This is a genomic window from Mycobacterium sp. IDUB_9 (assembly GCF_055419505.1).
The window spans coordinates 1,092,303-1,117,907 of record NZ_JBVAXU010000002.1; the positions used below are offsets into that span (position 1 = coordinate 1,092,303).

Below are 25,605 nucleotides of genomic sequence, written 5' to 3' on the forward strand. Positions count from 1 at the left end.
GCAGACGCAAACCTGCCTGAAATCACCGGATTTGGGGCAGTTTTATGTCTGCTCGGCAATTCTACCGGCCACGGGCAGGCTGGGCGGCCGTCGAAGCCGAGGACGATGGCAGTGTCGACGGACGCTCGATGATCGTCGACTTCGGGCCTCCCACACGGTAACTGGCCCCTCGGTGCTCGTCGGCCAGGCGATCGCCTTGCCCCAGCAGTTTGTTGCGCAGGCTGCCGGGTGCGTACGCCGTCTGGTAGGCGCCGCGCTCGGTGAGGACCGGCACGACGTGCTCGATGAACTCTTCGAAGGAGCCAGGGGTGATCGCGTATGCCAGGTTGAAGCCGTCGACGTCGGTCTCGTCGACCCACTCCTGCAGGGTGTCGGCGACGTGCACGCCGGACCCGACGATGCGCGGTCCCATGCCGCCGATCTCACCCCACTCGGCGATATCGCGGACATTCCACTCACCGCCCTTGTCCGAGGCGGACTGAAAGGCCTTGACCGCGGACAGGATTGCATTGGAGTCGACATTGCCGATCGGCTCGTCGAGGCCGTACTGGGCCAGGTCCACGCCCATCCAACCGGACATGAACACCAGCGCACCCTCGGGATCGCCGTACGCCAGGTACTCGGCGTGCCTGGCGTGGGCTTCTTCGTCGGTATCGGCGGTGATGATGGTGGTGAGGTTGAAGATCTTGGCCGAGTACGGATCCCGGCCGGCCAGCTCAAGTTCAGCGCGGATGGTGGAAACCGTCTCGCGTAGAAGTGCTTTGGTGGGGGCGGCGGTGAAGATGGCCTCGGCGTTCTCCGCGGCGAAACGCACCCCGCGCGGCGACGAGCCGGCCTGGTAGATGACGGGCGTGCGCTGCAGCGACGGTTCGGCCAGATGTACCCCCGGGACGCTGAAATGTGTTCCGGCATGGCCGATGTGGTGCACCTTTGCCGGATCGGTGAAGACGCCGCGTGCGGCATCGCGGACCACCGCGTCGTCCTCCCAGGAACCCTCCCACAACTTGTAGAGCACCTCGAGGTACTCGTCGGCGTGGTCGTAGCGCGCGTCGTGCGCGGGCTGGTCGGTCTGGCCCATGTTGCGCGCCGCGGCGGGAAGATACCCGGTGACGACGTTCCAGCCGACCCGGCCGTTGGTCAGATGATCCAGCGTCGACATCCGCCGCGCGAAGGGATAGGGATGTTCAAATCCGGTCCCGGTGGTGATGCCGAAGCCGAGGTTCTCGGTCACGAGCGCCATCGCCGACACCAGCAGCATCGGGTCGCCGACGGGTATCTGCGCGGCCTGACGGATCGCCGCTTCGTCGCTGGCCCCGTACACGTCGTAGGTGCCCAGCACGTCGGCGATGAACAGGCCGTCAAAACGCCCGCGTTCCAACAACTTCGCCAGCTCGGTCCAGTAGGTGATGTCTTTGTAGCGCCATGACTGGTCCTCTGGATGACGCCACAAACCGGGCGACTGGTGGGCGACACAGTTCATGTCGAAGGCATTGAAGCGGATCACGCGGGTCACTGTGCCGAGGATGCCGGGCGGCCACCGGTCAGTCACCGGTTGCGCTCAGGGGGATTGTTTTGGCGGTGAATCAGGTATGAATGGCCACCCAACTGTCGGTTCCTCCAGTGGAGGGTTCGCGGGACAACCGCGTAACTTAGCCGGGTGTCCACAAAGTCGCTGCTGATCTCGGTCCTGAACTGGCTGCGGGCCGGCTACCCCGAAGGGGTCCCGGGCACCGATCGGGTGCCCCTGCTCGCGCTGCTGCGGGCCACCCCACTCACCGAGGAGCAGGTGGCCGAGGTGGTGCGCAATATCGCCGAGGCCGCAGCACCCGCCGACATCGACGATCCGATCGAGCGCGACGACATCGCGGAGTTCATCGCCGAGGTCGCCCACCACGACGCCGGACCGGAGAACGTTGCCCGGGTCGCGGCCAGACTGGCCGCCGCGGGCTGGCCCCTGGCCGGCGTCGACCTTGAGGCCGACGCCACCCCCGACACCGAGGGCACATAACGCGCAACGCCGGGGGTTGCAGTCGCTGACGTGACTGCAACCCCCGGCGTTGACGTGGTTTTCGACTAGGCGCGCAGCGAGGCGGTGTCGATCACGAAGCGGTACCGCACGTCACTGGCCAGCACGCGCTCGTAGGCCTCGTTGATGTAATCCGGCTGGATGACCTCGATCTCCGGGGTCACGTCGTGCTCGGCGCAGAAGTCGAGCATTTCCTGGGTCTCCGGGATGCTGCCGATCATCGAACCGGACAGGTTGCGGCGGTAGGCGGCCAGCGGGAAGAACGGCACCACCAGCGGCTTCTCCGGCGCGCCCAGCTCGACCAGGGTTCCGTCGGTCTTGAGCAGGCCCAGGTAGGCGCCGAGGTCGAGATTGGCCGACACGGTGTTGAGGATCAGGTCGAAGCGGCCGGCCAGCTTGCTGAACGTGTCCGGGTCGCTGGTCGCGTAGTACTCGTCGGCGCCCAGGCGCAGGCCGTCTTCCATCTTCTTCAGCGACTGCGACAGCACGGTGACGTGCGCGCCCATCGCGTGCGCCAGCTTGACGCCCATGTGGCCCAGGCCGCCGAGACCGATCACGGCGATCTTCTTGCCCGGCCCGGCGTTCCAGTGCCGCAGCGGCGAGAACAGGGTGACGCCGGCGCACAGCAGGGGAGCGGCCTTGTCCAGCGGGATGCTGTCGGGGATGCGCAGGACATAGTTCTCGTCGACGACGATCGCGCCGCTGTAGCCGCCGTAGGTCGGGGTGCCGTCGCGACCGATCGCGTTGTAGGTGCCGATCATGCCGCCGCCGGTGCAGTACTGCTCCAGCCCGGCCTTGCAGTTGTCGCATTCGCGGCACGAGTCGACGAAACAGCCGACGCCGACATGGTCACCGACCTTGTACTTGGTCACCTCGGACCCGACCTCGGTCACCACGCCGGCGATCTCGTGGCCGGCCACGACGGGGTAGTTCGGGGTGCCCCACTCGGCCTTCACGGTGTGAATGTCGGAATGGCAGATGCCGGCGAAATGGATGTCGAATGCCACGTCATGCGGCCCTACCTCGCGGCGGGTGATGGTGGTCTTGGTCAGCGGTTCGGTCGCGGAGTTCGCGGCATAGGCATAAACAGTGCTCATCAAAGCCCTCTTTGCTCGTCGTCTTACTTGTCCCAGAAAAGGTTAGTCCGGTTAACTGACTACTGCCTGAGAGGCAGTCCAGGACTTGCAACGACGCCGGCGGCAGCAGTAATCCCGCTACTGCCTGTGACATAGATCCCGGATCGAGGCCGGGATGCGGTCACAGCCCAGGCGCGCGGACCGACCCGTTGAAGGACGTGCGCTCGCAGCGAATCAGCCCGGCCAAGGTGTAGGGATCGCGGGCGATCACGTCCTCGACCTCCTCCTCGGTGAGATCGCCGGTGATCAGCACGGCGCCCGTCGCCGACTCCAGACGCCCCGCCAGCAGGATGCGGCCCGCGGCCACTTCGTCCTTGAGCCACGCGACGTGGGCGGGGCGGGTCTGATCGACGACATCGAGGGGTTGCACATAGGTCGTGGTGAGCACGTGGAACATGCACAGCACCCTACGGGGCTGCGGACACGGTGCTCGTGTTGTGTCTGTCGATCACCTGGCGGCTACACGCCCGCAGAGCCGAGGCGGCATCGTCCGGCACGCCCAGTACCCGCATACAGGCGTCCGCCACGTGGAACGGCATCTCGGAACGTTCCGGGCCGACCGGCATCGACCACACATTGACCAACGACTCGACGAGCCGGAACGGGAGGTCGGCGGCCGCTTCGTGAACGCCGGTCCGCCGGCACAGCGCGCGACTCACAGTCAGATAGTGCAGTCGTAGCTGCTCCCGGTCCGACCAGAACGGTTCGAGCTTGGCTTCACGCAATTCGGGCAGGAGATACAGCGCACCGAGGTTCCACCGGCCCGACATCAGTTGGGCGCCGTCGAACGCCGCCAGTGCGTGCATGTGCTCATCGGCGGTCAATGCAGACTCGGCGCCGAGCAGGCTCGGAATGAACTTGAGTGTCGGCGCAACGGTCTGTTCGAGGAGAGCGCACAGAATGTCGTCCTTGGTTTTGAAGTAGTGGTACAGGGAGGCCTGGCGGACGCCGACCGCCTCGGCGATCGCTCGGGTCGACGTTCCCGCGTAGCCGGTTGTGGTGAACAATTCCCCTGCGGCGTCGAGGATTTCGTCACGAGCGGTGAGCCCCTGCCGACGCTGGGCGTGCACCCGTGGTCTTCCTGCCATAGGGCCCATGGTTGGCCCTTCGGCCACGAAGAGCCAGCGCAACGGGTACCGGTCACTCGATAGAAACGCGCGACACGTGGCAGTTACCGGGCCCGTCAATTCCTTAACACCTCATTAACGCCTGTGACACCAGATGACGCCGCCGCCGGTGAAAACTGTCGCTCGACAGGCTGCGGCACACGGTGGTGACGCGCAATCGCCAAATCGCTTCTGGGAGGCACACGATGGCTGAGGCCACGATCGACGTCACCCTTCCCGCGGACCTCGACAGGACAGACACCGCGGCGGACGAATCGGTGGTGCGTGCCGGGACAACGTCACTCCCACCGCCACAACCGATCGCGACCATCGACAACCTGCGCGTGACTTTCCGTCGCAACGGTCGCAACATCCACGCGCTGCGTGGGGTCTCCCTCGCCATCGCCCCGGGGGAGATAGTCGGCCTGGTCGGTGAATCTGGTTCCGGGAAAACAGTTCTGGGATTCACGATGCTCGGGCTGTTGCCCAAGACCGCCGAGATCGGCGGGGCGGTCCGAGTGGCGAACTCCGACATGGTGAGCGGCGGAACCAGGGCGTTGCGCAAGGTGCGCCGCCTCGACCTCGGTGCGGTGTTCCAGGATCCGATGACCTCGCTCAACCCGACCATGCGGATCGGCAAGCAGGTCGCGGAGGCCGCCGGCAGCGAGGACGAGGCACTGCGACTGCTCACCGCGGTCGGCATTCCGGAACCCAAGCGCCGGATGCGGGCATATCCGCACGAACTCTCCGGAGGATTGCGCCAGCGGGTGATGATCGCCATGGCGGTCGCCGGGGACCCGGAACTCGTCATCGCCGACGAACCGACCACCGCGCTCGATGTCACCGTTCAAGCCCAGGTGTTGCGGCTGTTGCAGCGGCTGCGCGACGAGATCGGTTGCAGCATCGTACTGATCACCCATGACCTGGGCGTAGCGGCGCAGATCTCCGACCGCATCGCGGTGCTCTACGCGGGTCGCATCGCCGAAATCGGCCCTGCCGCCGAGGTACTGGCCTGCCCCGCCCATCCCTACACCAAAGGACTGCTCGGCAGCCGGCTCACTCTGGATACCGCACGTGACCGGAAGCTCGCGGCGCTGCCCGGCGCGGTGCCCAGCCCGGCGTCGCCATTGCCCGGATGTGCGTTCGAGCCGCGGTGCGCAGCGGCAGTCGGCGACTGTGCCACATCGTTACCGGAGCCCGTTGTGGTTGCGCCGCAACGAGTCAGCGCCTGCATCCGGCCGATACCGGACATCGCCGCGATGTCGGGCGCTTCGACGGCCGGCGCCGTGGGTCTGTTTCCGGCCAAGGAGCAGGGCAGCAGTGAGCAGCCGCCGGCCGTGGCGCTGGCCAACATCACCAAGACGTTCTCGGTGTCGCGGCGATGGCTCGATCGTTCGGCCGACAATCACGGAAAGCTGCACGCCCTGCGAGGCGTGACGATGCGTGTGCGCCAGGGAGAATCCGTGGCGCTGGTGGGCGAGAGTGGTTCGGGCAAGTCGACGCTGTTGCGGATCATCGCCGGGCTGGAAAGCCCGACCTCGGGCTCTGTCCAGGTCGCCGGCGGTCACCGTCCGCAAATGGTCTTCCAGGATGCGGGCGCTTCACTGACGCCCTGGTTGTCGGTGGGTGAGCTGATCGCAGAACGGCTGCGCGGCAGCAAGATGTCGGCGGCTCAGCGCCGAAACGCGGTGAGCGATGTGCTCGACCGGGTCGGCCTCCCGGCCGAGGTGGCCAGAGCACGCTCAGGGGAGCTGTCTGGCGGTCAGCGGCAACGGGTTTCCCTGGCGCGGGCGACTGTCGTGCCACCTTCGGTGCTGCTGTGTGACGAGCCGACCAGCGCGCTCGACGTGTCACTGGCCGCTTCGGTCCTCAACCTGATCGGGGATCTACGCCGCAGCCTGGACATGTCGGTCGTGTTCGTGACCCACGATCTGTCGGTTGCCCGGGTGGTCGCTGACCGGATCGCCGTGATGTATCTGGGCCGCATCGTCGAGATCGGACCCGCAGACCGTGTGATCGCCGACCCGGCGCATCCCTACACCCGGGCCCTTGTCGATGCGATCCCCGACCTCGGCCGCGAATCACGCGTGCTGTCCGGCGAACCCGCCAGCCCGCTGTCGCCCCCGGACGGCTGTGCTTTCCACCCCCGATGCCCGATCGCGATACCGGCATGCGGCGGTGACGAACTCGACGTCCGGCTGGAAGGCACACCGGGCAATCCCCATCTCGTGGCATGTATCGAAAGGCGGGCCGTCTGATGGCGATAGCGATCGCATTCCCCACGCCGGCCCGTGCCGGTACCCGACGCCGGATGTCATGGTCGTGGCCGCGGTCCACCGTTGTGAACTGGGCCGGATTCTCGATGGTGATCGTGCTGACCCTGCTCGTCGTCGCGGTCCCGCTGCTCGCCCCCCACGACCCGCTCACCCCGGTGGGTATGCCGCTGCAGGCTCCGGGCAAGAACGGCTTCCTGCTGGGCTCAGACAGCGTCGGCCGCGACATTCTGTCTCGGGTGCTCTACGGCGCACGTTCGAGCTGGTTCGCGGCACTGGTGGTGGTGGCGGTCGGCCTGGCGGTCGGCGGGCTGGTGGGCTTGATCGCCGGCACGGCGGGAGGCTGGATCGACTCGATGCTGATGCGCATCACGGATGCGTTCCTGTCACTGCCCGCGCCCGTGCTCGCGATCGCGGTCGTGGCCGCACTCGGGCCGAGTTTCGTGCACACACTGATCGCGGTGTCGATCGTCTGGTGGCCGTTCTACGCCAGGCTGATACGGGGCGAGATCGCCCGCCTGGCCGCTCGACCTCACGTCGAGGCCGCAAAGCTGGCCGGCGTGAGCCGGTTCCGGCTCGCCACCCGGCACCTGCTGCCCGGCGCGCTACCGAATGCCTTCGTCGCCGCCAGCCTGGACCTGGGCACCCTGATCCTCACCGTGGCCGCACTGTCGTTCCTCGGTCTGGGACAGTCGGCGCCGGCACCTGAGCTGGGTGCGGACTCGGCCCGCAATCTCAGTTATTTCCTGCAGCAGTGGTGGATTCCGGTGATGCCGGGTCTCGGTGTCCTGGTGCTCGCTCTCGTCGGGAACATCGCGGGGGATTGTCTGCGCAACCTGATGAAGAACCGTTGAGCGAGGAGTACGGCCGATGAGCGCTTGCGCGAAGAGAGGAGTACTTGGTTGAAGACTTTCGTGGCTTCCCGGGTGGGCGCGATGGTGGCGATCCTGGTCGCCCTTACCGGGGTGATGTTCGTGCTCCAGCACATCTCGCCGCTGGATCCGGTGAAGGCCCAGCTCGGCGCCCAGGCCTCGGCCCAAGCCGTCGCCGCCAGGCGCGAGGAACTCGGTTTGAACCAGCCGGTCCTCGTGCAGTTCTGGCACTACCTGACCAACGCCGTCACCGGCGACCTCGGAACGTCCTACCGCACCCGGCACCCGGTGTTGACGGACCTCGGCAGCTTTCTCCCTGCCACATTGGAACTGGCGATCTTCGGGATCGTGATCGCGCTGGCGCTGGCGGCCCTGCTGGCGTTCAGCACCACGTTGAAATGGCCTGGTGCACAGGTGCTCCGGGCAATCCTGTTCACCGGGGCCGCGGCGCCGATGTTCCTGCTCGGCATCCTCGGGCTGATCGTGTTCTACCAGAACCTGGGTTGGGTTCCGGCCAACGGCCGGATCGCCGTGCCGAACCCGCCCACCGGGCCGACCGGTCTGCTGACGGTCGACGGACTCGTTCACGGCCGGTTCGACGTGGTGGCCGACGCGGTGCACCACCTGATGCTGCCGGCGGTCGTGATCGCCATCGGGCCGGCCGTAGCGATCGGGCGGGTGTTGCGCAGCAGCCTCATGACCGACATCGACAGTGATTACGCACGCACTGCCCGCGCCAAAGGTCTGTCGGAGGGAAAGATCATGACGCGCCACGTGCTGCGCAACTCCGTGGGATCGGCGTTGTCGATGACCGGACTGCAAGTGGGCCTGATGTTTTCGGGCGTGCTGGTGGTCGAGCAGGTGTTCGGATGGCCGGGTATCGGCCAGTACATCGCCCAGAGCATCCCGGTCGCCGACTTCCCGGCCATCGCGGGCGTGACCCTGATGTTGGGTGCGCTCTATGTAGTCATCAACACCGCCGTGGACCTACTCCAGGCGGCAGCAGATCCCCGTATCGCAGTCATAGGAGGTTAGGTGCCCAAACAGCCACTCATCGTGGGGAATCCAGTTCTTGTCGTGGTCGACATACAGGAAGGCGGGGCGATGTCGGCCGAGGATGCCGGGATTCCGGTGATGTCCGGTCACGCCGAGCGCGTCGCCGTCGCGGAAAAGCTGCTCGCCGCGGCGCGTGCGGCGGGCGTGCCGGTGGTGTTCTTCCAGGAGGTTCACCGGCCCAGCGGAATCGACTTCGGGCGTGAGCTCGACGGTACCGAGGGTGTTCACTGCGTCGAGGGGCAGCCCGGTACCGACCTGGAACCGACCCTGCGGCCACTGCCCGACGAGTTCCACATCGTGAAGCGGCGCTACTCCGGTTTCATCGGAACGGATTTCGAGATCGTGCTGTCCGGCCTCAAGGCGTCGACGCTCATCCTCATCGGCGGACTCACCGACGTGTGTGTGCATTACACCTTCGCCGACGCCCACCAGCGCGACTTCTACGTCCGCGTCGTGACCGACTGCGTCGGTGGGTCGTCGCAGTATCGGCACGACGCCGCGCTCGATGCCATGGAGTACCTGCAGACCGGTGCGGTGCGAACCTCCGACGAGATCCTCGCCGCCTTCTCCGAACTCACCACTTCCCCGTCTGTTCTCGAAGGAGCTGCCCGATGATCAAGCGATGGAAGACCATGGCCGCCGTGAGTGCGGTGGCAGCGTTGACGCTGAGCGCCTGCGGCGGTGCGGATTCGGGAAGCAGCACGCCCAGTGCGGCGCCGACCGACAAGGTGCTGCATCTGTCGTTCCTGCAGGACCCCGGCCAGCCGCCAGACCCGGACATCTACTACGCCGGCCAGGGCCTGCTGCTGACCACCAATACCTACGAGGGGCTGCTGCAGTACAAGGCCGGCACCGACAAGCCCGAACTCGAACCGTTACTGGCCACCGAGTGGAAAGCGTCGCCGGACAACAAGGTGTTCGATTTCAAACTGCGCCAAGGCGTGAAGTTCCATGACGGCACCCCGTTCACCGCGGAGGCCGTCAAGGCATCCTTCGATCGCCGCCTGGCCGTCGACCAAGGCCCGTCCTACATGGTCAAAGACGTGGAATCAGTTACCGCACACGGTGATTACGATGTCACCATCACCCTGAAGGCCCCCAACGCGGCCTTTCTCGACTATCTCGCGTGCGCATACGGGCCCAGGATGCTGAGTCCTGCGGGCCTGCAGCAGAATGCGGGAGCCGATCATGCGCAGAGCTACCTGACCAGCCACGACCTTGGGACCGGCCCGTACACACTCACCGCGGCCGATGTGGGATCCCGTTATGCGCTGGCGGCATTCCCGGAGTACTGGGGACCCAAGCCGTACTTCGAGAAGGTCGAGATGCCGGTGATCACCGACGTCTCGGCGCAGCAACTCCAGTTCAACAACGGGCAACTCGCCGCCATCCTGCACGATCTGCCCTCGTCGGCGGTCCAGTCCTATCTGGACAACAAGGCATTCACCAACTATTCGCTGCCGACCATGATGTCCAACTACCTCTACGTGAACCCGCACAAGGGCATGATGACCGACGCCCGGAACCGCACCGCGGTCCTTCAGGCAATCAACGTCGACGAGCTCGTCAAGCAGACGTACTTCGGACGGGGAGATGTGGCGGGACAGATCTATCCGCCCAACATGATGGCCTCGGACTTCGCCAAACAGGCGGTGGCTCACGATCCGTCGGTGCTCACCGGCATCGCCGGGGGACTGTCCGCCGACCAGAAGGCCATCACGATCGGCTACGACTCGAGCAACCCTGACAATCAACTGGTCAGCAATCTGCTGCAGACCCAGCTTGCCGCAGCAGGATTGACGGCGAAGGTACAGGCCTACCCGACCTCGGAGATCTACGGCTGGGTCGGCACCGACGGTCAATCCGCTCCGGAGATCTTCACCGCCCTGGCCTGGCCCGACGCCCCGTCCCCGTACACCTGGGGCCACATCTCCTGGGATGCCGACGGTGGCCTGAACTATCTGGGCTGCTCGGCGCCGCCGGTCACCGACGCACTGGCAACCGGTCTGCCCACCGGAGATGCCGCCGTGTTCTCGCGGGCCGGACTGGAAGCGGTCAAGACCGGCTGTTGGCTCAACATCGCCGACGTCAACGACTTCGTGGTGGCCCAGCCGTGGCTCAAGGGTGTCGAACAGTCGCACGTGGTAACCAACCCCAACTCGCTGCGGCTCGCCGCGTTGTCGGTGGGCTGATGGCGACGTTGATCCGCAAAAGCGGAGTCCGCCACATCATCCTGCTCACGCTGGGCTGGGAGGAACTGCCCAAATCGGTGTCGGTGTACGGGGCGCCGGCCGAGCAGCGCATGCGCGAACCCGTTCCGGGCGTGCTGCTTCAGACCGACGGGGGATGGGTGCTGCTCGATACGGGATTCAACACCGCGCTGGTGCGTGACCCGGCGTTGTATCGGCGATTCTTCCCGACGGTGGAGTATCGGCCGGTGCTGCCGGGTCCGGGCGAACCGATCGAACAGCGGCTCGCCGAGGTCGGAGTCGCCTTCGACGACATCCGTACCGTCGCGGTGAGTCACCTGCATCACGACCATGCCGGTGGACTCAAATTGTTCGCCGGCAAGGTTCCGGTGCATGCCCAGCGCCGCGAGCTCGACTACGGTCTGTCGAATCACCCAGAGCCGGAACGCAATGCGATCGTCCGTGTCGACTTCGACGATCCGAACATCGACTGGCGACTGGCCGACGGTGAGGCCACCATCGCGCCCGGAATCACCGCGATCCCGACGTACGGACACACTCCCGGACATCAGAGTTTCGCGGTGGAGCTCGATGAGTCCGTGGGCGGTGGCGGCTTCGTGTTCGCGTTCGACGCAGCGGATCTGACGGAGAACATCGAGCATGAGCTCCCCATCGGCGGGTTCATCGACGTCGAGCCGGAGGAAACGGTCGAGCCGATCCGCAAGCTCAAGAAGCTGGCGCGCGACAAGGGGTATCAATTGATACCCGGTCACGACCCGGAGGTGTGGCCCGGACTCACCGATCACTTTCACGAGCGCTTCGGGCCGGTGACTTCGGGAACACACCATGGCTGATCTGGTGATCCGAGCCGAGCGGGTGCTTCTCGACGGTCAGCTACGGCCGGCGTCGCTGGTGATCGACGGTGGCATCATCACCGGTATCGGTGCGGTCGACGCTCACGTGCCGGCAGACGACCACGTGAAGATCCCGTCGCATGACGTGCTGTTACCCGGTTTCGTCGACACCCACGTGCACGTCAACGACCCCGGCACCGACTGGGAGGGTTTCGGCACGGCAACGGCCGCGGCGGCTGCTGCCGGCATCACGACCATCGTCGACATGCCGCTCGATTGCAGTCCGGTGACCACGAGCGTCGCGGCACTGCGTACCAAACAGGCCGCCGCCCAAGGGAACTGCCGTGTCGACGTCGCGTTCTGGGCGGGGGTGGTTCCGGAGAATCTCGGTGAGCTGGAAGCGTTGGCGGCATCGGGCGTGCGTGGGTTCAAGTGCTTTCTCGCCGATTCCGGCAACCCTGACTTCGGATACCTGACTCCCGCCCAGTTCCGTACCGCCATGAGCCGCATCGCCGAACTCGACTCGGTGCTGTTGGTGCATGCCGAGAGTCACCGCGTGATCGCGGGCAGTGCACCGCCGCGAGGGCGACGCTATGCGTCGTTCCTGCGGTCCCGCCCCGACGCCGCCGAAGAGGATGCGGTGCGGCTCGTGATCGACACGGCGGCGGCGAGCGGTGCACGTGCCCACGTCGTGCATGTGTCCAGCGTGAACGTGCTTCCGATGCTGGCCGATGCCAGACGGTCGGGCGTTTCGGTGACAGCCGAGACGTGTCCGCACTACCTGACGTTCGCAGCGGAGACGATCCCCGACGGCGGCACAGAGTTCGCCGCATGTCCGCCCGTCCGGGACGCCGGGAACCGTGACGGACTGTGGGAGGGACTGCTGGACGGGACGCTCGACATGGTGGTCTCCGACCACTCGCCGTGCGCTCCGAAGCTGAAGGCGGACGGGGATTTCGGTAGCGCCTTCGGAGGTGTCAGCTCACTTCAGGTCGGTCCGGGCGCGGTGTGGGCACATGCGGCGCAGCGCGGATTCGGACTGCCCGATCTGAGTCGCTGGATGGCGCAGCAGCCTGCTGCGCTGGCTGGTCTCACCGACCGGGGACGCATCGCGACGGGGCTGAGGGCCGACCTGTGTGCCTTCGACCCTGATGCCGAAACGCGCGTGCACACTGACGATCTGCACCACCGCCACCGGGTGAGTCCATACGCAGGGATGACGATCCGGGGTGCGGCGGTGCAAACCTGGGTGTCCGGCGTTGCGGTATCGGAGGCGGTGGGGCAACCGGCATGAGGATTCTGGTGCTCAATCCCAACACCTCGGGGTCGATGACCGCCGAGATCGCCACAGCGGCCACCGCGGCGGCGCACGATGGCACCGAGATCGTCTGCCTGGCACCGCTGTTCGGCAGCGCGGCGATCGACTCGGCTGCCGAGAGCTACCTGGCTGCAGTCGGCATGATGGACCTGGTCGCCAGGCTGACCGAAGCGGGTGAATTCGATTTCGACGCTGTTGTGGTGGCCGGATTCGGTGAGCACGGCAGGGATGCGCTCGCCGAAATGCTGACCGTGCCGGTATTCGACATCGCCGAATGTTCAGCCCACATCGCCCACTTGATCGGCAGGAGGTTCTCGGTGGTGACCACACTGGCCCGATCCATCGCGCCCATCGAGGATCGGCTGCAGCTCGCCGGGCTCGCCGCGCACTGCAGCTCGGTACGGGCGTGCGGCCTGGACACCGCCACCGTCGATGCCGATCCCGAAGGTGCGATCGAGGCCATCATGGAGGAGGCGGCGCGAGCGGTCACCGAAGACGGTGCCGACGTGATCTGCCTGGGGTGTGCAGGGATGTCCGGGATCGTCGACGCGGTCGCCGCCAAACTGGGCGTGCCGGTCATCGACGGAGTGGCCGCCGCCGTCAGTCTCGCTCAGGCCGTCGTCGGTCTCGGGTTGTCGACCAGCAAGGCGGGGGTGTACGCACCGGGCCCGGACAACCCGCGCAGCCCCTGGCCGATCTCGCCCGCTCTGGGGCGGCACGGATGATTCTCCCGGTACCCGGAGTGGACCTTGCCTCTCGAGTCGTCGGAGGAAGTGTGATGGCCGCCAGCGACGAATCATTCGGCTTCAAGGAGCGACTGGTCGATCCGGCCGAGCCGGCGTTCGTGCCGGGTACCTACGACCTGCGAGGTGAGGTCGTGGACGGCTGGGAGACCCGCCGTCACGCCGGGCCCGGTGGCGACTGGGCCATCGTCCGGCTGGGTGCGCCCGGGCGCCTTCGGACGATCGACGTTGACACCAGGTCGTTCTCGGGCAACCATCCTCAGGCCTGTCGGCTGGACGCGGCCGTGCTCCCTCCCGACGCGGATGCGACGAGTCCGTCCGTCAAATGGACCACCGTGGTGGAAACCACTGTGCTGAAGCCGGATTCGAACAACGTGATGACGGTGTCCGATGGCCGTCGCTGGACGCACGTGCGGCTGTCGCTGACCACCGATGGCGGTGTCGCCCGGTTGCGGGTGTTCGGTGACGTGATCCCCGATCCGGCACTGTGGTCCGACGTCACCGTCGAGGTATCCGGATTGGAACAGGGCGGACGCGTCGAGTGGTGCAGCGACGCTTTCTATTCCGATGCGCGCGCGCTCGTCGCACCCCACCGGCCACGCCACATGGGCGATGGCTGGGAAACACGCAGACGCCGCGATATCGGTCCGGACACCCATGACGCGGTGGTCATCTCGTTCACGGTGCCGACCGATGTGAAGCGAATCGAGATCGACACGTCCTGCTTCGTGTTCAATGCCTCCCGGGAGGTGGCGGTACTCGGTGCCCGTGTCCAACCGTCCATCGAACAGGGCTGGGCAGCAGTACCGTTCGACATCCCGGTGCTAGGGCGCAGGCACCTGGCCGCCGACGCCCGGCAGGTGTTCATCGTCGACGCCCGGGCCGTCACCGCGATACGCGTGAACGCCTATCCGGACGGTGGTATCGCCAGGGTGCGGGCCCTGGGCACACCGACCGGCAAAGGGCTGCAGCAGCTCCGGGATCTGTGGGAGGAATGTTCGTGAATCAGGTCATGGCCTCGGAATGTGCCGGACTGTGGCAGCGCACCTTGCTGATCGAAGCCGACGGGTCACGCGACACGGACAGCGGCGTCGCGTGGCTGCAGGCCGGCAGTGCTTACGTCGACTCCCGTGGCTTCGGTGGTGAGCTGATCCAGCGCGGCACCGTCTTCATCTGGCGGCGCGACGTCGAACTCCAACCTTCGGGCCCGGTCCCGGACGAGGGTGAGATGCGTTGGGATGGAAACACCCTGATCGAGACCGGGGTGCACGAGGACTACGTCGAACACTGGGTACGCGATCCAGGGCCGACGGCCCCGCACGGTGGGCTCTTCCTACGGGGGCCTGACGACAGCCTGGCCGTCCTGGTGCGCGTCGGGCCGACCTTCGGCTGGCTGGGCGGTGGCGATGTGGTGATCGACTCGGTGGGTGGCCCACAGTGGGCTGCGCTGGCAATCGATCTGGAAGGCAAGGAGATTCAGGCCAACGGCGTGCGCTGGGTCGTGGAACGAACCGAAGGGACAGTGGGACTGTGAGTGGCAATGCATCATCGTTGGCGGCCTTCAGCGCCGTGCCAGTCATCGACATCAGCGGGCTGCGGTCGGACCGCTACGACGAGCGGGAGCGAGTGGCGGCCGAGATCGGCGCCGCGGCGCGCGAGGTCGGCTTCTTCTACATCAGCGGCTCCGGGGTCGACGAGGCGGTGTTCGAGCGGATGCTCACCGCCACAAAGGAATTCTTCGCGCTGCCGCACGAGGACAAGATGCGCAGCTACATCGGATACTCACGCTGTCACCGCGGTTACGTCCCAGTGGGGGAGGAAGGCCTCGAATCCGACAGCCCGCCCGATCTGAAGGAAGCCTTCGACACCGCACTGGACCTGCCGGCCGACGACCCGGACCATCTGGCCGGCAACCCGATGCTGGGACCCAACACGTGGCCCGACCTACCCGGATTCGCCGAGGCGGTGACCTCCTACTACCAGGCCGTGATCGACGTGGGCCGCCAATTGCTGTGGGCGTTCGCGGTGGCGCTGGGGGAGGACCCCGAGGTGTTCTCCCGCCACGCCACCAAGACACCCAGCCAGTTGCGGTTGATGCACTACCCGTACAACGCCGACGCGCAGGACGGACAGGGCATCGGCGCGCACACCGACTACGAGTGCTTCACCTTGCTCAAGCCCACGGCGCCAGGCCTGGAGGTACTCAACGGCGCCGGCGAGTGGATCGACGTGCCGCCGGTGGACGGCACATTCGTCGTCAACATCGGGGATCTGCTCGAACTGTGGACCAACGGGGCGTTCGTGGCCACGAGCCACCGGGTGCGCCGCGTGGCGCAGGAGCGCTACTCATTCCCGCTGTTCTTCAATGTCGATTACCACACGGAGGTGAAACCACTGCCGCGGTTCGTCAGCGGTGACGGGGCGCAGCGCCCGGCGCTGCGAGCCGGCGAGCACCTGTTCGCCCAGACCGCGCAGACCTTCACGTATCTGCGTCGGCGCATGCAGGCCGGGGACCTGGTGCTGCCCGACGGGGCGCTGGCCACCGGCCAATTCGGCCAGCAGGCCGTGCACGGGGTCGACGGAAGGATCAGTTGATCGGGGCGTTGACCCAGCGCAGGTCATCGAGGATGCCGCGGGCGGCCACGATGTTCTGCCCGGTCTGCCACACCTCGTTGTTCACCACGAACACCCGGTTGTCCTTGGCCGCGGACAAGGCCCGCCAGGCCGGGCTCTGGAGGATCTTCGGCGCGTTGTCCCGCGCTGCTGCGGACGCGAACGAGACGTAGACGATGTCTGCGTCCGCGCTGCGGTAGTCGGCGTCGGTGGTGCCGAGCTCTTCGTAGGGTTTGTCGGTGAATCGTTGCGCGGCAGGGCGATCCAATCCCACCGCAGCGAGCACGCTGCCCGGGAAAGTGTCGGCCCCGTACACCCGGACGGTGTTTTCGGTCAGCTGAACCACCGAAGCCTGGAAATGCGGGGCGTCGTTCTTCGCGCCGGTGTCGCGGGCGGCGTCGTCGAACTTCGCGATCAGGTCGGCCGCGGCGTCCTTGCGGCCCGTCGCCTCACCCACCGCCCGCAATGTGTCACGCCAGCCGGCACCGGGCGCACCGGTGAACACCGTCGGGGCGATCGCCGACAGTGCGCCGAAGGATGCCGGAGTCAGCGCCGCCGAACCCAGGATCAACTCCGGGTTGGCTGCCTTGACGGCATCCAGGTCCGGTGCGCCCCGACTGCCGGCCGGAGCCACTCCGTGCACGACCCCACCGAGATAGGAGGGTTGCTCGGACAAACCATCCGGAAGCGCGGCCGCGACGATCCGGGACTGCAGGCCCAGCGCACACAATGCGTCCAGTTGGTCGCCGGACAGTGCAACGATGCGCTGCGGATCGCCGCGCACCTCGGTGGACTCCGGAACATCGGCACCGTCGGCGCGTGCGTTGCGGACCTCGCGCGCCGACTGATCGGCGGCGGCGGGCTCGGCCGCACAGGATTCGTCGGGCTTGCGCTGATTACCCAACACGCCGGAATCGGCGATCTTGGTGACGCTGGTGGAGATCGACGTCTGCGACTGCGGCGTCTGCTCCGCCGAACCGCATCCACTGGCAAGCGTTGCAGCCGCGGCGATCACCGCGACTGCGGCGCGGGGTCGGTTCATCAGCACCGGCCGACCGTAACATTCACAGCTTTGTCGCTGGTCAGGGCCTCGCCATCGAAAGTGGTGACTCCAGGGCGCGACTCAGTACGACGGTTTGTAGGACCCACGGGCGCACAAGCCGTCGGGAGCGTTAGGATTCAGGTCGATATGCGGGATTTCCCGACGAATCTTTGGAGGATCTCTTGGTAGCCGAAGCGCCCCCAATCGGAGAACTCGAGGCACGTCGTCCTTTTCCGGAACGGATGGGCCCCAAGGGCAACCTGATCTACAAGCTCATCACGACGACCGATCACAAGCTGATCGGCATCATGTACTGCGTCGCCTGCTTCGCGTTCTTCGCGATCGGCGGGCTGATGGCGCTGTTCATGCGTACCGAACTGGCGATGCCTGGCCTGCAGTTCCTGTCCAATGAGCAGTTCAACCAGCTGTTCACCATGCACGGCACAGTGATGCTGCTGTTCTACGCCACCCCGATCGTGTTCGGGTTCGCCAACCTGGTGCTTCCGCTGCAGATCGGCGCGCCCGACGTGGCGTTCCCGCGGCTGAACGCCCTGTCGTTCTGGCTGTTCCTGTTCGGCGCGCTGATCGCCATGGGCGGCTTCATCACCCCCGGTGGTGCCGCGGACTTCGGTTGGACGGCCTACTCGCCGCTGACCGACGCCATCCACTCGCCGGGTGCCGGTGGCGACCTCTGGATCCTGGGTCTGGCCGTCGGTGGTCTGGGCACCATCCTCGGTGGCGTCAACATGGTCACGACCGTGGTCTGCATGCGTGCCCCGGGTATGACGATGTTCCGCATGCCGGTGTTCACCTGGAACATCCTGGTGACCTCGATCCTCGTGCTGATCGCCTTCCCGATCCTGACCGCCGCGCTGTTCGGCCTGGCTGCCGACCGCCACCTGGGTGCTCACATCTACGACCCGGCCAACGGCGGTGTCCTGTTGTGGCAGCACCTGTTCTGGTTCTTCGGGCATCCCGAGGTGTACATCATCGCGCTGCCGTTCTTCGGCATCGTCTCCGAGATCTTCCCGGTGTTCAGCCGCAAGCCCATCTTCGGTTACACCACCCTGATCTACGCCACCATCAGCATCGCGGCCCTGTCGGTCGCCGTGTGGGCGCACCACATGTACGCCACCGGCGCCGTCCTGCTGCCGTTCTTCTCCTTCATGACGTTCCTGATCGCCGTCCCGACCGGCATCAAGTTCTTCAACTGGATCGGCACGATGTGGAAGGGCCAGCTGACATTCGAGACGCCGATGCTGTTCTCGGTCGGCTTCCTGATCACCTTCCTGCTCGGTGGCCTGTCCGGCGTGCTGCTGGCCAGCCCGCCGATCGACTTCCACGTCACCGACAGCTACTTCGTCATCGCGCACTTCCACTACGTGCTCTTCGGCACCATCGTGTTCGCCACCTACGCGGGCATCTACTTCTGGTTCCCGAAGATGACCGGACGCCTGCTGGACGAACGCCTGGGCAAGCTGCACTTCTGGCTGACTTTCATCGGCTTCCACACCACCTTCCTGGTGCAGCACTGGGTCGGTGACGAGGGCATGCCGCGTCGCTACGCCGATTACCTGCCGTCCGACGGCTTCACCACCCTGAACGTCGTTTCCACCATCGGCGCCTTCATCCTGGGCATCTCGACGCTGCCGTTCGTGTGGAACGTGTTCAAGAGCTGGCGTTACGGCGAGCCGGTGATGGTCGACGACCCGTGGGGTTACGGCAACTCGCTGGAGTGGGCTACCTCCTGCCCGCCGCCGCGGCACAACTTCACCGAGCTGCCCCGGATCCGTTCGGAGCGCCCGGCGTTCGAGCTGCACTACCCGCACATGGTCGAGCGGATGCGCGCCGAGGCCCACGTGGGCCGTGCACATCACCCAGAGCTCGAGTCTGCGGACAGCTCCAGCTGACGGGTGGCAGCATCCGGGGGTGAGCACGTCGAAGGTGATTCGATGAACGGTGCTCCACGAGAGCGCTCGTCGGTTCTGATCACCGTCACCGGAGTCGATCAGCCCGGTGTCACGTCGGCACTGTTCGAGGTGCTCGCCCGCCATCAAGTGGAACTGCGCAACGTCGAACAGGTCGTGGTCCGCGGCCGGCTCACCCTGGGTGTGCTGGTCGCGGCACCGATCGAAACGGTTGCCGACGCGCTGCGCAGTGACGTCGAGACAGCGATCCACCGCCTCGGCCTGGACGTGACCGTCGAGCGCAGCGGCGACATGCCCGTCATGCGCGAGCCGTCGACCCACACGATCGTGGTGCTGGGCCGTCCGATCACCGCCGAGGCATTCAGCGTGGTGGCCCGTGCGGTGGCGGGCTTGGGAGTCAACATCGACACGATCCGCGGTGTGTCCGACTACCCGGTGACCGGCCTGGAACTGCGCGTATCGGTACCTGCGGGTGCCGCTTACAGCCAATTGCAGTCGGCGCTCGCCCAGGTGGCCGTCGACGAAGGCGTCGACATCGCGCTCGAGGATTACAGCCTGTCCCGTCGCGCCAAACGTCTCATCGTCTTCGATGTCGATTCCACCCTGATCCAGGGTGAGGTCATCGAGATGCTGGCGGCCCGGGCCGGCATGGAGGCACAGGTGGCCGCCGTGACCGAAGCAGCGATGCGCGGCGAACTGGATTTCGCCGAATCCCTGCACCGCCGGGTGGCGACCCTGGCGGGCCTGCCTGCCTCGGTGCTCGACGATGTAGCCGAACAGGTCGAGCTGACACCGGGCGCCCGAACCACGATCCGGACGTTGCGACGGCTCGGCTTCCACTGCGGTGTGGTGTCAGGCGGTTTCCGCCAGGTCATCGAACCGCTCGCCCACGAACTCATGCTGGACTACGTGGCCGCCAACGAACTGGAGGTCGTCGACGGCAAGCTGACCGGGCGGGTCATCGGTCAGGTGATCGACCGGCCCGGTAAAGCCAAGGCGCTGCGCGATTTCGCCCAGCAGGTCGGCGTGCCGATGGAGCAGACCGTCGCCGTCGGCGACGGGGCCAACGACATCGACATGCTGGCAGCCGCCGGGCTCGGCGTCGCGTTCAACGCGAAACCCGCGTTGCGTGAGGTCGCCGATGCGTCGCTGAGCCATCCCTACCTGGACACCGTGCTGTTCATCCTCGGCGTCACCCGCGGCGAGATCGAGGCCGCCGACGCCCAGGACGGCGTGTTGCGCCGCGTCGAGATCCCCGAGGACTGACAGCGCGCCAGGTCGCCCCTGCCGTAGGGTAGGGGCATGGCGAACTTGAAGCACACGGTCGTGGTTGGCGTGTTCGCCGTTGCGGCAGTTCTGGGACAGCTGGCTGTCGCGGCCCCGGCCGAGGCCAAGCGATGCCCGTCGGGAACGGTGCAGACAAAGTTCGAGGGCGTGTGCGTGGCCGGTTCGTCCGGCGGCGGAATGGGCGCGGTGGCACCGCCGGTGATGGCGCCCACTGCCGGCGGAACCAACATCACGAACAAGCCTGGCCAGTTGCCGACCGTGAACGGAATTCCGTGCACCATCGAGCATTACAGCACCTGCTACGCGATGTCGCAGCAGCCGTAGCTCCGGCGAGGGCCTAGACCACCAGCGTCTGAGGTTGCGCGCTGAGCGTGCCGGTGATGCTGTGCCAAGCCCGCACCAACAGTTGCACCGCCTCTTCCAGTTCCGGTTCCGGCAGCGCATAAGGCAGCCGGATGAACCGCTCCAGCGTCCCGTCCACCCCGAATCGCGGTCCGGCGGGCACATCCAGACCCAGCCGCATCGCGGCGGCCGCCAACGCGGTGCTCATGGGCGCGGGCAGCTTCACCCACAACGACATTCCGCCGCGGCCGTGGCCCGGCTGCCAGTCCGGCAGCTCGCGGGCCAGCAAGGCCACCAGAAACTCCCGACGGGCGCGGATGATCTCGCGCCGCTCCGGCAGCACCTCCGCACGCATCGCGAGCAGTTTCGCCGCGGCGAGCTGTTCGAGGATCGGGGTACCGAGGTCCACCGAAGGCCGGATCGCCGCGATGGTGGCCAGCGTGCTGCGCTCGGCGCGGATCCAGCCGACCCGCAGGCCGCCCCAGAACGATTTCGACATCGAGCCGATCGTCAGGACCAGATCGTTGCGGGCCACCGAGGCGGCCAGCGGTTCGGGCGGCGCCTCGTCGATCCACATGTCGGCGATGGATTCGTCGACGATGGTGCGGGTTCGCGTGTCGGAGATGATCTGTCCCAACCGCTTTCGCTCGGCGGCGGGCATGGTGAACCCGGTCGGGTTGTGACTGTCGGGAACCAGGTAGGCCAGGCTCGGCGCGAGTTGTCGCAGCGCGGCCTGCACGGCGTCGAGCTCCCAGCCGTCGTCGGTGAGCGCGACCGGGACCGCTCGTGCGCCGGCAGTCGAGATCGCCGACAGCGCCCCGTGGTACGTGGGTTGCTCGACGAGGACCCGGTCGCCGGGCTGGGTGTGGCTGACGAGGATCAGTCCGATGGCGTGCTGGGCGCCGCTGGTCACCATGATCTGGTCCGGATCAGTGGGTAGGCCTCTGCTGCAATATCTTTCGGCGATGGCTGCACGCAGCGGGCCGACGCCCATCAGTTCGTGGCCCGGCTCGCGCAGATAGGGCGCGATATCGCGGGCGGCTTCGGCGAAGGCTTCCAGCACGGCGGTACCGGGTGCGGACAGCGCCGCGGCGGCCAGGCTGACCGTCGGCGTGGTGGCGTCGGGCTCGATGTGGCCTGCGGCGGGCAGGGCGGTGATGCTGCGGGCGCCGCGGCGGGCGTGCAGGTAACCGTCGTCGCGCAGTTGGGCGAAGGCCGCGGTGACCGTGGTGCGTGACACCCGCAGCGACTCGGCCAGCGCGCGTTCGCTGGGAATGCGTGACCCGACCGGAACCCGGCCGTCCACAATCAGCAGGCGGATGGCGTCGGCCAGGCCCAGGTAGGCGGGGCCACTTTGGCTGGAGGTACGCCAGTTGCCCAGTTCGCGGGCTAACAGGTCCACATCGAGGGCTCTGGTGGCCATATCCGTCGACATAATGAGGCCAGTATGAGCCAACTGGATATTGAAGAGCAAGCCACATCGTCGTGATCATGGATGCATGGCACGGAACTGGATTTCCCGACTGGCGGAGAATCTCCGCCGTGTGTACGACGCCGGTAACTACGCCGATGACCGTGATGCCGACGCTCGCCGGGTGCGCAGCGAGCTCGACGCGATCCGCGTCCGATTCCCCGACCACGCATGAGGTCCGCATTCCAACGCGGCACGCTGCTCCTGGTCGGCCTGTGCGGCTACGGCGTGTCGATGGCGATGATGGTGCGCGCCGGGCTCGGACTCGATCCATGGGACGTCTTCCATCAGGGCCTCACCCGTCACACGCCGCTGTCACTCGGGATGGCCTCGGCCGTCGTCGGCGTCGTCGTCCTCCTGGCCTGGATCCCGCTGCGCAACCGGCCCGGCATCGGGACCGTCGCCAACGTCATCGTCATCGCCGTCACGGTGGACGCAGCACTCGCGGTCCTGCCGGCACCGTCGGCGTTGCCGGTGCGCATCGCAATGTTGATCGGTGCCGTGGTGCTCAACGCCATCAGCACCGTGCTCTACATCGGCGCCGGCCTGGGCCCGGGCCCTCGTGACGGCCTGATGACCGGACTCGTGGCCCGGACCGGGCTGTCGGTCCGCCTGGTGCGCACCGGGATTGAGGCGACGGTGCTGGCGGTGGGCTGGCTACTGGGCGGCACCGTCGGCATCGGCACCGTTGTCTACGCCGTCGGGATCGGCCCGCTGGTGCAGCTGTTCCTGCGGCTGACCCCACGATCCGTGTTGTTCCATGATTTCAGCGGCGGGCGTGCCCGAGCGGATCAGGATTCGATCACTACGATGGGCGAGTGGCCTCAGGGGAACGCACCGACTCGACAATCAGCGATGACGGAGACGGAACCGACCCCGACCTGTTGATCGACTTCGCGCGCGTGACCCTGCGCCGGGGCGGCAACACCCTGGTCGGACCCATCACCTGGAGCGTCGAGCTCGATGAGCGCTGGGTGGTGATCGGCCCCAACGGAGCAGGCAAGACCTCGCTGCTGCGGATCGCGGCGGCCACCGAATACCCCTCGTCGGGTACCGCCTACGTGCTCGGTGAGCGGCTGGGCCGCGCCGACATGTCCGAGCTGCGGGCCCGCGTCGGACTCAGCAGTTCGGCGTTGTCGCAGCGGATTCCCGATGACGAGGTGGTGCGCGATCTCGTGGTGTCGGCCGGCTATGCCGTGCTGGGCCGCTGGCGCGAGGTCTACGAGGACGTCGACTATGCCCAGGCCGTCGACATGTTGGAGAGCGTGGGCGCCGAACACCTCGCCGAACGCACCTACGGGACGCTCTCGGAAGGCGAACGCAAACGGGTCCTGATCGCCCGCTCGCTGATGACCGACCCCGAACTCCTGCTGCTCGACGAGCCCGCAGCCGGTCTCGACCTCGGCGGCCGCGAAGAGCTGGTGGCGCGGTTGACGGACCTGGCAGCCGACCCCGATGCGCCGGCCATGGTGCTGGTCACCCATCATGTCGAGGAGATTCCGGTCGGATTCAGCCACGCGCTGATCCTGTCAGAAGGGCACGCGGTTGCGTCGGGTCTACTGACCGAGGTGTTGACTGCTGACAACCTGTCCAAGGCGTTCGGTCAGTCGATCGCGCTGGATGTCATCGACGGGCGCTACTTCGCCCGCCGAACCAGGAGCCGTGCGGCTCATAGGAGGCGTGAATGACGAGTAGTGACGATCCACTGGTGCCGCGGCCCGCGGCCACGGTGATGCTCGTTCGGGACGCCGCCGAGGCGATCGAAGTCTTCATGATGCGCAGGCACGCGGCGATGGAGTTCGTCGCCGGGGTGATGGTGTTCCCTGGCGGCGGAGTCGACGACCGTGACCGCAACGCCGACATCGCCTGGTTCGGTCCCGAACCGGACTGGTGGGCCCAGCGCCTCGGGGTGGACACCGGACTGGCCGAGGCGCTGGTGTGCGCCGCGGCCCGGGAGACCTTCGAGGAGTCCGGCGTTCTGTTCGCCGGTCCCGCCAGCGGAAAAGGCGATGCGGGCATCGTGTCCGACGCGTCCGTCTACGGCGAAGCACGCGCCGCCCTGGCCAACCACTCGTTGTCGTTCGCAGACTTCCTGCGCGACGAGAAGCTCGTACTGCGTGCCGACCTGCTGCGGCCGTGGGACAACTGGATCACCCCCAAAGAGGAACGCACCCGTCGCTACGACACCTTCTTCTTCGTGGGCGCGCTGCCCGAGGGGCAGCGGGCTGACGGTGAGAACACCGAAACCGACCGTGCGTTCTGGAGCACCCCGCAGGCCGGCCTCGACGACTTCGAACGGGGCAATTCGTTCCTGCTCCCGCCGACCTGGACCCAGCTCAATTCACTCAGCGGCCGCTCGGTCGCCGACGTGCTGGCGACCGAGCGCAAGATCGTCGCCACCGAGCCCAACCTCTCCCTGGGTGAAGGGAGCTGGCAGATCGAGTTCTTCGACAGTGGCCGGTACAACGCGGCCAGGAACCACCGGGCGCCGCTGGGCCGGGGTGCGGCGACCGGGGAATCGGTTTCGGCGGGCAGGAGCGAAGCGACCGGGGAATCGGTTTCGGCGGGCAGGAGCGAAGCGACCGGGGAATCGGACCAGTGAGCGAGTTCGTCAGCGTGATCACCGGGGTCACGCCGGAACTGGACGGCGTCGGCACCCTGATGCTGTCGCGGCCACCGACCAACGCGCTGACCCGGCAGATGTACCGCGAGATCCTCTCGGCCGCCCATGAGCTGGGTGAACGCACCGACATCTCCGTGGTGATCCTGTTCGGTGGACATGAGATCTTCTGCGCGGGCGACGACGTACCCGAGCTGCGCACGCTGAACACCGCCGAGGCCGCGGCGGCCGACACGGCGCTGCGCCAGTGCGTCGAAGCGGTGGCAGCCATCCCCAAACCCACCGTCGCCGCCATCACCGGCTACGCACTGGGCAGCGGGATGACCCTGGCGATGGCCGCCGATTGGCGGGTGAGCGGCGACAACGTCAAGTTCGGCGCGACCGAGATCCTGGCCGGCCTGGCCCCCCGGGCCGGTGGTGGTGCGCGGCTGGCCCAGACCATCGGACCCAGTAAGGCCAAGGAACTGGTGTTCAGCGGACGATTCGTCGGCGCCGAGGAAGCCCTGGAGCTCGGCCTGATCGACCAGATGGTGGCACCCGACCACGTCTACGACGAGGCGCTGGCCTGGGCACGGCGATTCGTCGACCATCCGGTGGACGTGTTGGCCGCGGCGAAGGCTGCCGTCGACGGAGTGGTGGACCGGCCCTGACGCCGACCTGACCCGGGCCGTTAGGCTGCCCTGCATGACTGACATCAAGGATTCCGGCACCGACGCAGATCTTGCCGGC

General features: G+C 66.8%; 26 protein-coding genes. 20 read left to right on the forward strand and 6 right to left on the reverse strand.

The genetic code is table 11. The features are described 5' to 3' along the window. Nucleotides 1-61: 61 nt before the first annotated feature. Complete coding sequence (locus tag ACZY08_RS13915) at nucleotides 62-1,513, reverse strand: LLM class flavin-dependent oxidoreductase (protein ID WP_463744301.1); 1,452 nt, start codon at nucleotides 1,511-1,513, stop codon at nucleotides 62-64. A 144-nt stretch (nucleotides 1,514-1,657) separates the two neighbouring features. On the opposite strand from ACZY08_RS13915, the gene ACZY08_RS13920 reads away from it, so the two are divergent. Next, the gene (locus ACZY08_RS13920) at nucleotides 1,658-2,008 is read left to right on the forward strand and encodes a DUF3349 domain-containing protein (RefSeq protein ID WP_463744300.1); all 351 of its coding nucleotides are present in this window, start codon (nucleotides 1,658-1,660) and stop codon (nucleotides 2,006-2,008) included. A gap of 65 nt (nucleotides 2,009-2,073) precedes the next feature. Here the strand turns inward: ACZY08_RS13920 and ACZY08_RS13925 are convergent, their stop codons facing one another. The 3 genes from ACZY08_RS13925 to ACZY08_RS13935 form a co-directional block, all read right to left on the reverse strand. Continuing rightward, entirely contained in the window at nucleotides 2,074-3,123 is a 1,050-nt protein-coding gene (locus ACZY08_RS13925) for an NAD(P)-dependent alcohol dehydrogenase (protein WP_463744299.1), read from the reverse strand. A gap of 160 nt (nucleotides 3,124-3,283) precedes the next feature. Continuing rightward, a complete protein-coding gene (locus tag ACZY08_RS13930) occupies nucleotides 3,284-3,559 on the reverse strand; it encodes a YciI family protein (RefSeq protein WP_463744298.1) in 276 nt (91 codons plus the stop codon). Between the two features lie 10 nt (nucleotides 3,560-3,569). Further along, nucleotides 3,570-4,250 (reverse strand): TetR/AcrR family transcriptional regulator, encoded by a 681-nt coding sequence (locus tag ACZY08_RS13935; protein ID WP_463744297.1) that lies wholly within the window; start codon nucleotides 4,248-4,250, stop codon nucleotides 3,570-3,572. Between the two features lie 224 nt (nucleotides 4,251-4,474). Between ACZY08_RS13935 and ACZY08_RS13940 the strand changes: the two genes are divergently transcribed. Genes ACZY08_RS13940 through ACZY08_RS13990 form a run of 11 tightly spaced genes read left to right on the forward strand, consistent with a single transcriptional unit; the run spans nucleotide 4,475 to nucleotide 16,168 of the window. After that, entirely contained in the window at nucleotides 4,475-6,526 is a 2,052-nt protein-coding gene (locus tag ACZY08_RS13940; protein ID WP_463744296.1) for a dipeptide ABC transporter ATP-binding protein, read from the forward strand. After that, nucleotides 6,526-7,395 carry an ABC transporter permease gene (locus ACZY08_RS13945; protein WP_463744295.1) on the forward strand — a complete coding sequence of 290 codons (870 nt, stop codon included), beginning with the start codon at nucleotides 6,526-6,528 and terminating at the stop codon, nucleotides 7,393-7,395. The genes ACZY08_RS13940 and ACZY08_RS13945 overlap by 1 nt, the downstream gene beginning before the upstream one ends. Before the next feature lie 48 nt (nucleotides 7,396-7,443). Next, nucleotides 7,444-8,448 (forward strand): ABC transporter permease, encoded by a 1,005-nt coding sequence (locus ACZY08_RS13950; RefSeq protein ID WP_463744294.1) that lies wholly within the window; start codon nucleotides 7,444-7,446, stop codon nucleotides 8,446-8,448. Further along, nucleotides 8,449-9,084 carry a cysteine hydrolase family protein gene (locus ACZY08_RS13955; RefSeq protein WP_463744293.1) on the forward strand — a complete coding sequence of 212 codons (636 nt, stop codon included), beginning with the start codon at nucleotides 8,449-8,451 and terminating at the stop codon, nucleotides 9,082-9,084. Beyond that, on the forward strand, nucleotides 9,081-10,661 hold the full coding sequence (locus ACZY08_RS13960; protein ID WP_463744292.1) for an ABC transporter substrate-binding protein: 1,581 nt from the start codon (nucleotides 9,081-9,083) through the stop codon (nucleotides 10,659-10,661). Before ACZY08_RS13955 ends, ACZY08_RS13960 begins: the two co-directional genes overlap by 4 nt. Next, a complete protein-coding gene (locus ACZY08_RS13965; RefSeq protein WP_463744291.1) occupies nucleotides 10,661-11,512 on the forward strand; it encodes an N-acyl homoserine lactonase family protein in 852 nt (283 codons plus the stop codon). Before ACZY08_RS13960 ends, ACZY08_RS13965 begins: the two co-directional genes overlap by 1 nt. After that, on the forward strand, nucleotides 11,505-12,806 hold the full coding sequence (gene allB / locus ACZY08_RS13970) for an allantoinase AllB (protein WP_463744290.1): 1,302 nt from the start codon (nucleotides 11,505-11,507) through the stop codon (nucleotides 12,804-12,806). The genes ACZY08_RS13965 and allB overlap by 8 nt, the downstream gene beginning before the upstream one ends. Then, nucleotides 12,803-13,555, forward strand: coding sequence for an aspartate/glutamate racemase family protein (locus ACZY08_RS13975; RefSeq protein WP_463744289.1), 753 nt, complete (start codon nucleotides 12,803-12,805; stop codon nucleotides 13,553-13,555). Before allB ends, ACZY08_RS13975 begins: the two co-directional genes overlap by 4 nt. A gap of 53 nt (nucleotides 13,556-13,608) precedes the next feature. Next, nucleotides 13,609-14,577: an allantoicase gene (locus tag ACZY08_RS13980; RefSeq protein WP_463744288.1), complete on the forward strand. Its 969-nt coding sequence runs from the start codon at nucleotides 13,609-13,611 to the stop codon at nucleotides 14,575-14,577. Continuing rightward, complete coding sequence (locus ACZY08_RS13985; protein ID WP_463744287.1) at nucleotides 14,574-15,107, forward strand: hypothetical protein; 534 nt, start codon at nucleotides 14,574-14,576, stop codon at nucleotides 15,105-15,107. Before ACZY08_RS13980 ends, ACZY08_RS13985 begins: the two co-directional genes overlap by 4 nt. Continuing rightward, nucleotides 15,104-16,168: an isopenicillin N synthase family dioxygenase gene (locus tag ACZY08_RS13990; protein WP_463744286.1), complete on the forward strand. Its 1,065-nt coding sequence runs from the start codon at nucleotides 15,104-15,106 to the stop codon at nucleotides 16,166-16,168. The genes ACZY08_RS13985 and ACZY08_RS13990 overlap by 4 nt, the downstream gene beginning before the upstream one ends. Here ACZY08_RS13990 and ACZY08_RS13995 read toward each other — a convergent pair. Further along, nucleotides 16,161-17,228 (reverse strand): iron-siderophore ABC transporter substrate-binding protein, encoded by a 1,068-nt coding sequence (locus ACZY08_RS13995; RefSeq protein WP_463781808.1) that lies wholly within the window; start codon nucleotides 17,226-17,228, stop codon nucleotides 16,161-16,163. The genes ACZY08_RS13990 and ACZY08_RS13995 overlap by 8 nt on opposite strands. 182 nt (nucleotides 17,229-17,410) lie before the next feature. Between ACZY08_RS13995 and ctaD the strand changes: the two genes are divergently transcribed. Genes ctaD through ACZY08_RS14010 form a run of 3 tightly spaced genes read left to right on the forward strand, consistent with a single transcriptional unit; the run spans nucleotide 17,411 to nucleotide 20,767 of the window. Continuing rightward, nucleotides 17,411-19,138 (forward strand): aa3-type cytochrome oxidase subunit I, encoded by a 1,728-nt coding sequence (ctaD, locus tag ACZY08_RS14000; RefSeq protein WP_463744284.1) that lies wholly within the window; start codon nucleotides 17,411-17,413, stop codon nucleotides 19,136-19,138. A gap of 42 nt (nucleotides 19,139-19,180) precedes the next feature. Next, nucleotides 19,181-20,422, forward strand: a complete 1,242-nt coding sequence (gene serB / locus ACZY08_RS14005) for a phosphoserine phosphatase SerB (protein WP_463744283.1) — start codon at nucleotides 19,181-19,183, stop codon at nucleotides 20,420-20,422. Between the two features lie 36 nt (nucleotides 20,423-20,458). Beyond that, nucleotides 20,459-20,767 (forward strand): hypothetical protein, encoded by a 309-nt coding sequence (locus tag ACZY08_RS14010; protein ID WP_463744282.1) that lies wholly within the window; start codon nucleotides 20,459-20,461, stop codon nucleotides 20,765-20,767. Nucleotides 20,768-20,780: 13 nt separating this feature from the next. On the opposite strand, the gene yczR is transcribed toward ACZY08_RS14010, so the two are convergent. Next, a complete protein-coding gene (gene yczR / locus ACZY08_RS14015) occupies nucleotides 20,781-22,220 on the reverse strand; it encodes a MocR-like transcription factor YczR (protein ID WP_463744281.1) in 1,440 nt (479 codons plus the stop codon). Nucleotides 22,221-22,284: 64 nt separating this feature from the next. Here yczR and ACZY08_RS14020 point away from each other — a divergent pair, with 64 nt between their 5' ends. Genes ACZY08_RS14020 through ACZY08_RS14040 form a run of 5 tightly spaced genes read left to right on the forward strand, consistent with a single transcriptional unit; the run spans nucleotide 22,285 to nucleotide 25,526 of the window. After that, nucleotides 22,285-22,431, forward strand: coding sequence for a hypothetical protein (locus tag ACZY08_RS14020; RefSeq protein WP_463744280.1), 147 nt, complete (start codon nucleotides 22,285-22,287; stop codon nucleotides 22,429-22,431). Continuing rightward, a complete protein-coding gene (gene yczE, locus ACZY08_RS14025) occupies nucleotides 22,428-23,144 on the forward strand; it encodes a membrane protein YczE (protein ID WP_463744279.1) in 717 nt (238 codons plus the stop codon). The genes ACZY08_RS14020 and yczE overlap by 4 nt, the downstream gene beginning before the upstream one ends. Beyond that, nucleotides 23,075-23,944 carry an ABC transporter ATP-binding protein gene (locus tag ACZY08_RS14030; protein ID WP_463744278.1) on the forward strand — a complete coding sequence of 290 codons (870 nt, stop codon included), beginning with the start codon at nucleotides 23,075-23,077 and terminating at the stop codon, nucleotides 23,942-23,944. Before yczE ends, ACZY08_RS14030 begins: the two co-directional genes overlap by 70 nt. After that, the gene (locus ACZY08_RS14035) at nucleotides 23,941-24,858 is read left to right on the forward strand and encodes an NUDIX hydrolase (RefSeq protein ID WP_463744277.1); all 918 of its coding nucleotides are present in this window, start codon (nucleotides 23,941-23,943) and stop codon (nucleotides 24,856-24,858) included. The genes ACZY08_RS14030 and ACZY08_RS14035 overlap by 4 nt, the downstream gene beginning before the upstream one ends. Next, a complete protein-coding gene (locus ACZY08_RS14040) occupies nucleotides 24,855-25,526 on the forward strand; it encodes an enoyl-CoA hydratase (RefSeq protein WP_463744276.1) in 672 nt (223 codons plus the stop codon). Before ACZY08_RS14035 ends, ACZY08_RS14040 begins: the two co-directional genes overlap by 4 nt. The last annotated feature ends 79 nt before the right edge of the window (nucleotides 25,527-25,605 follow it).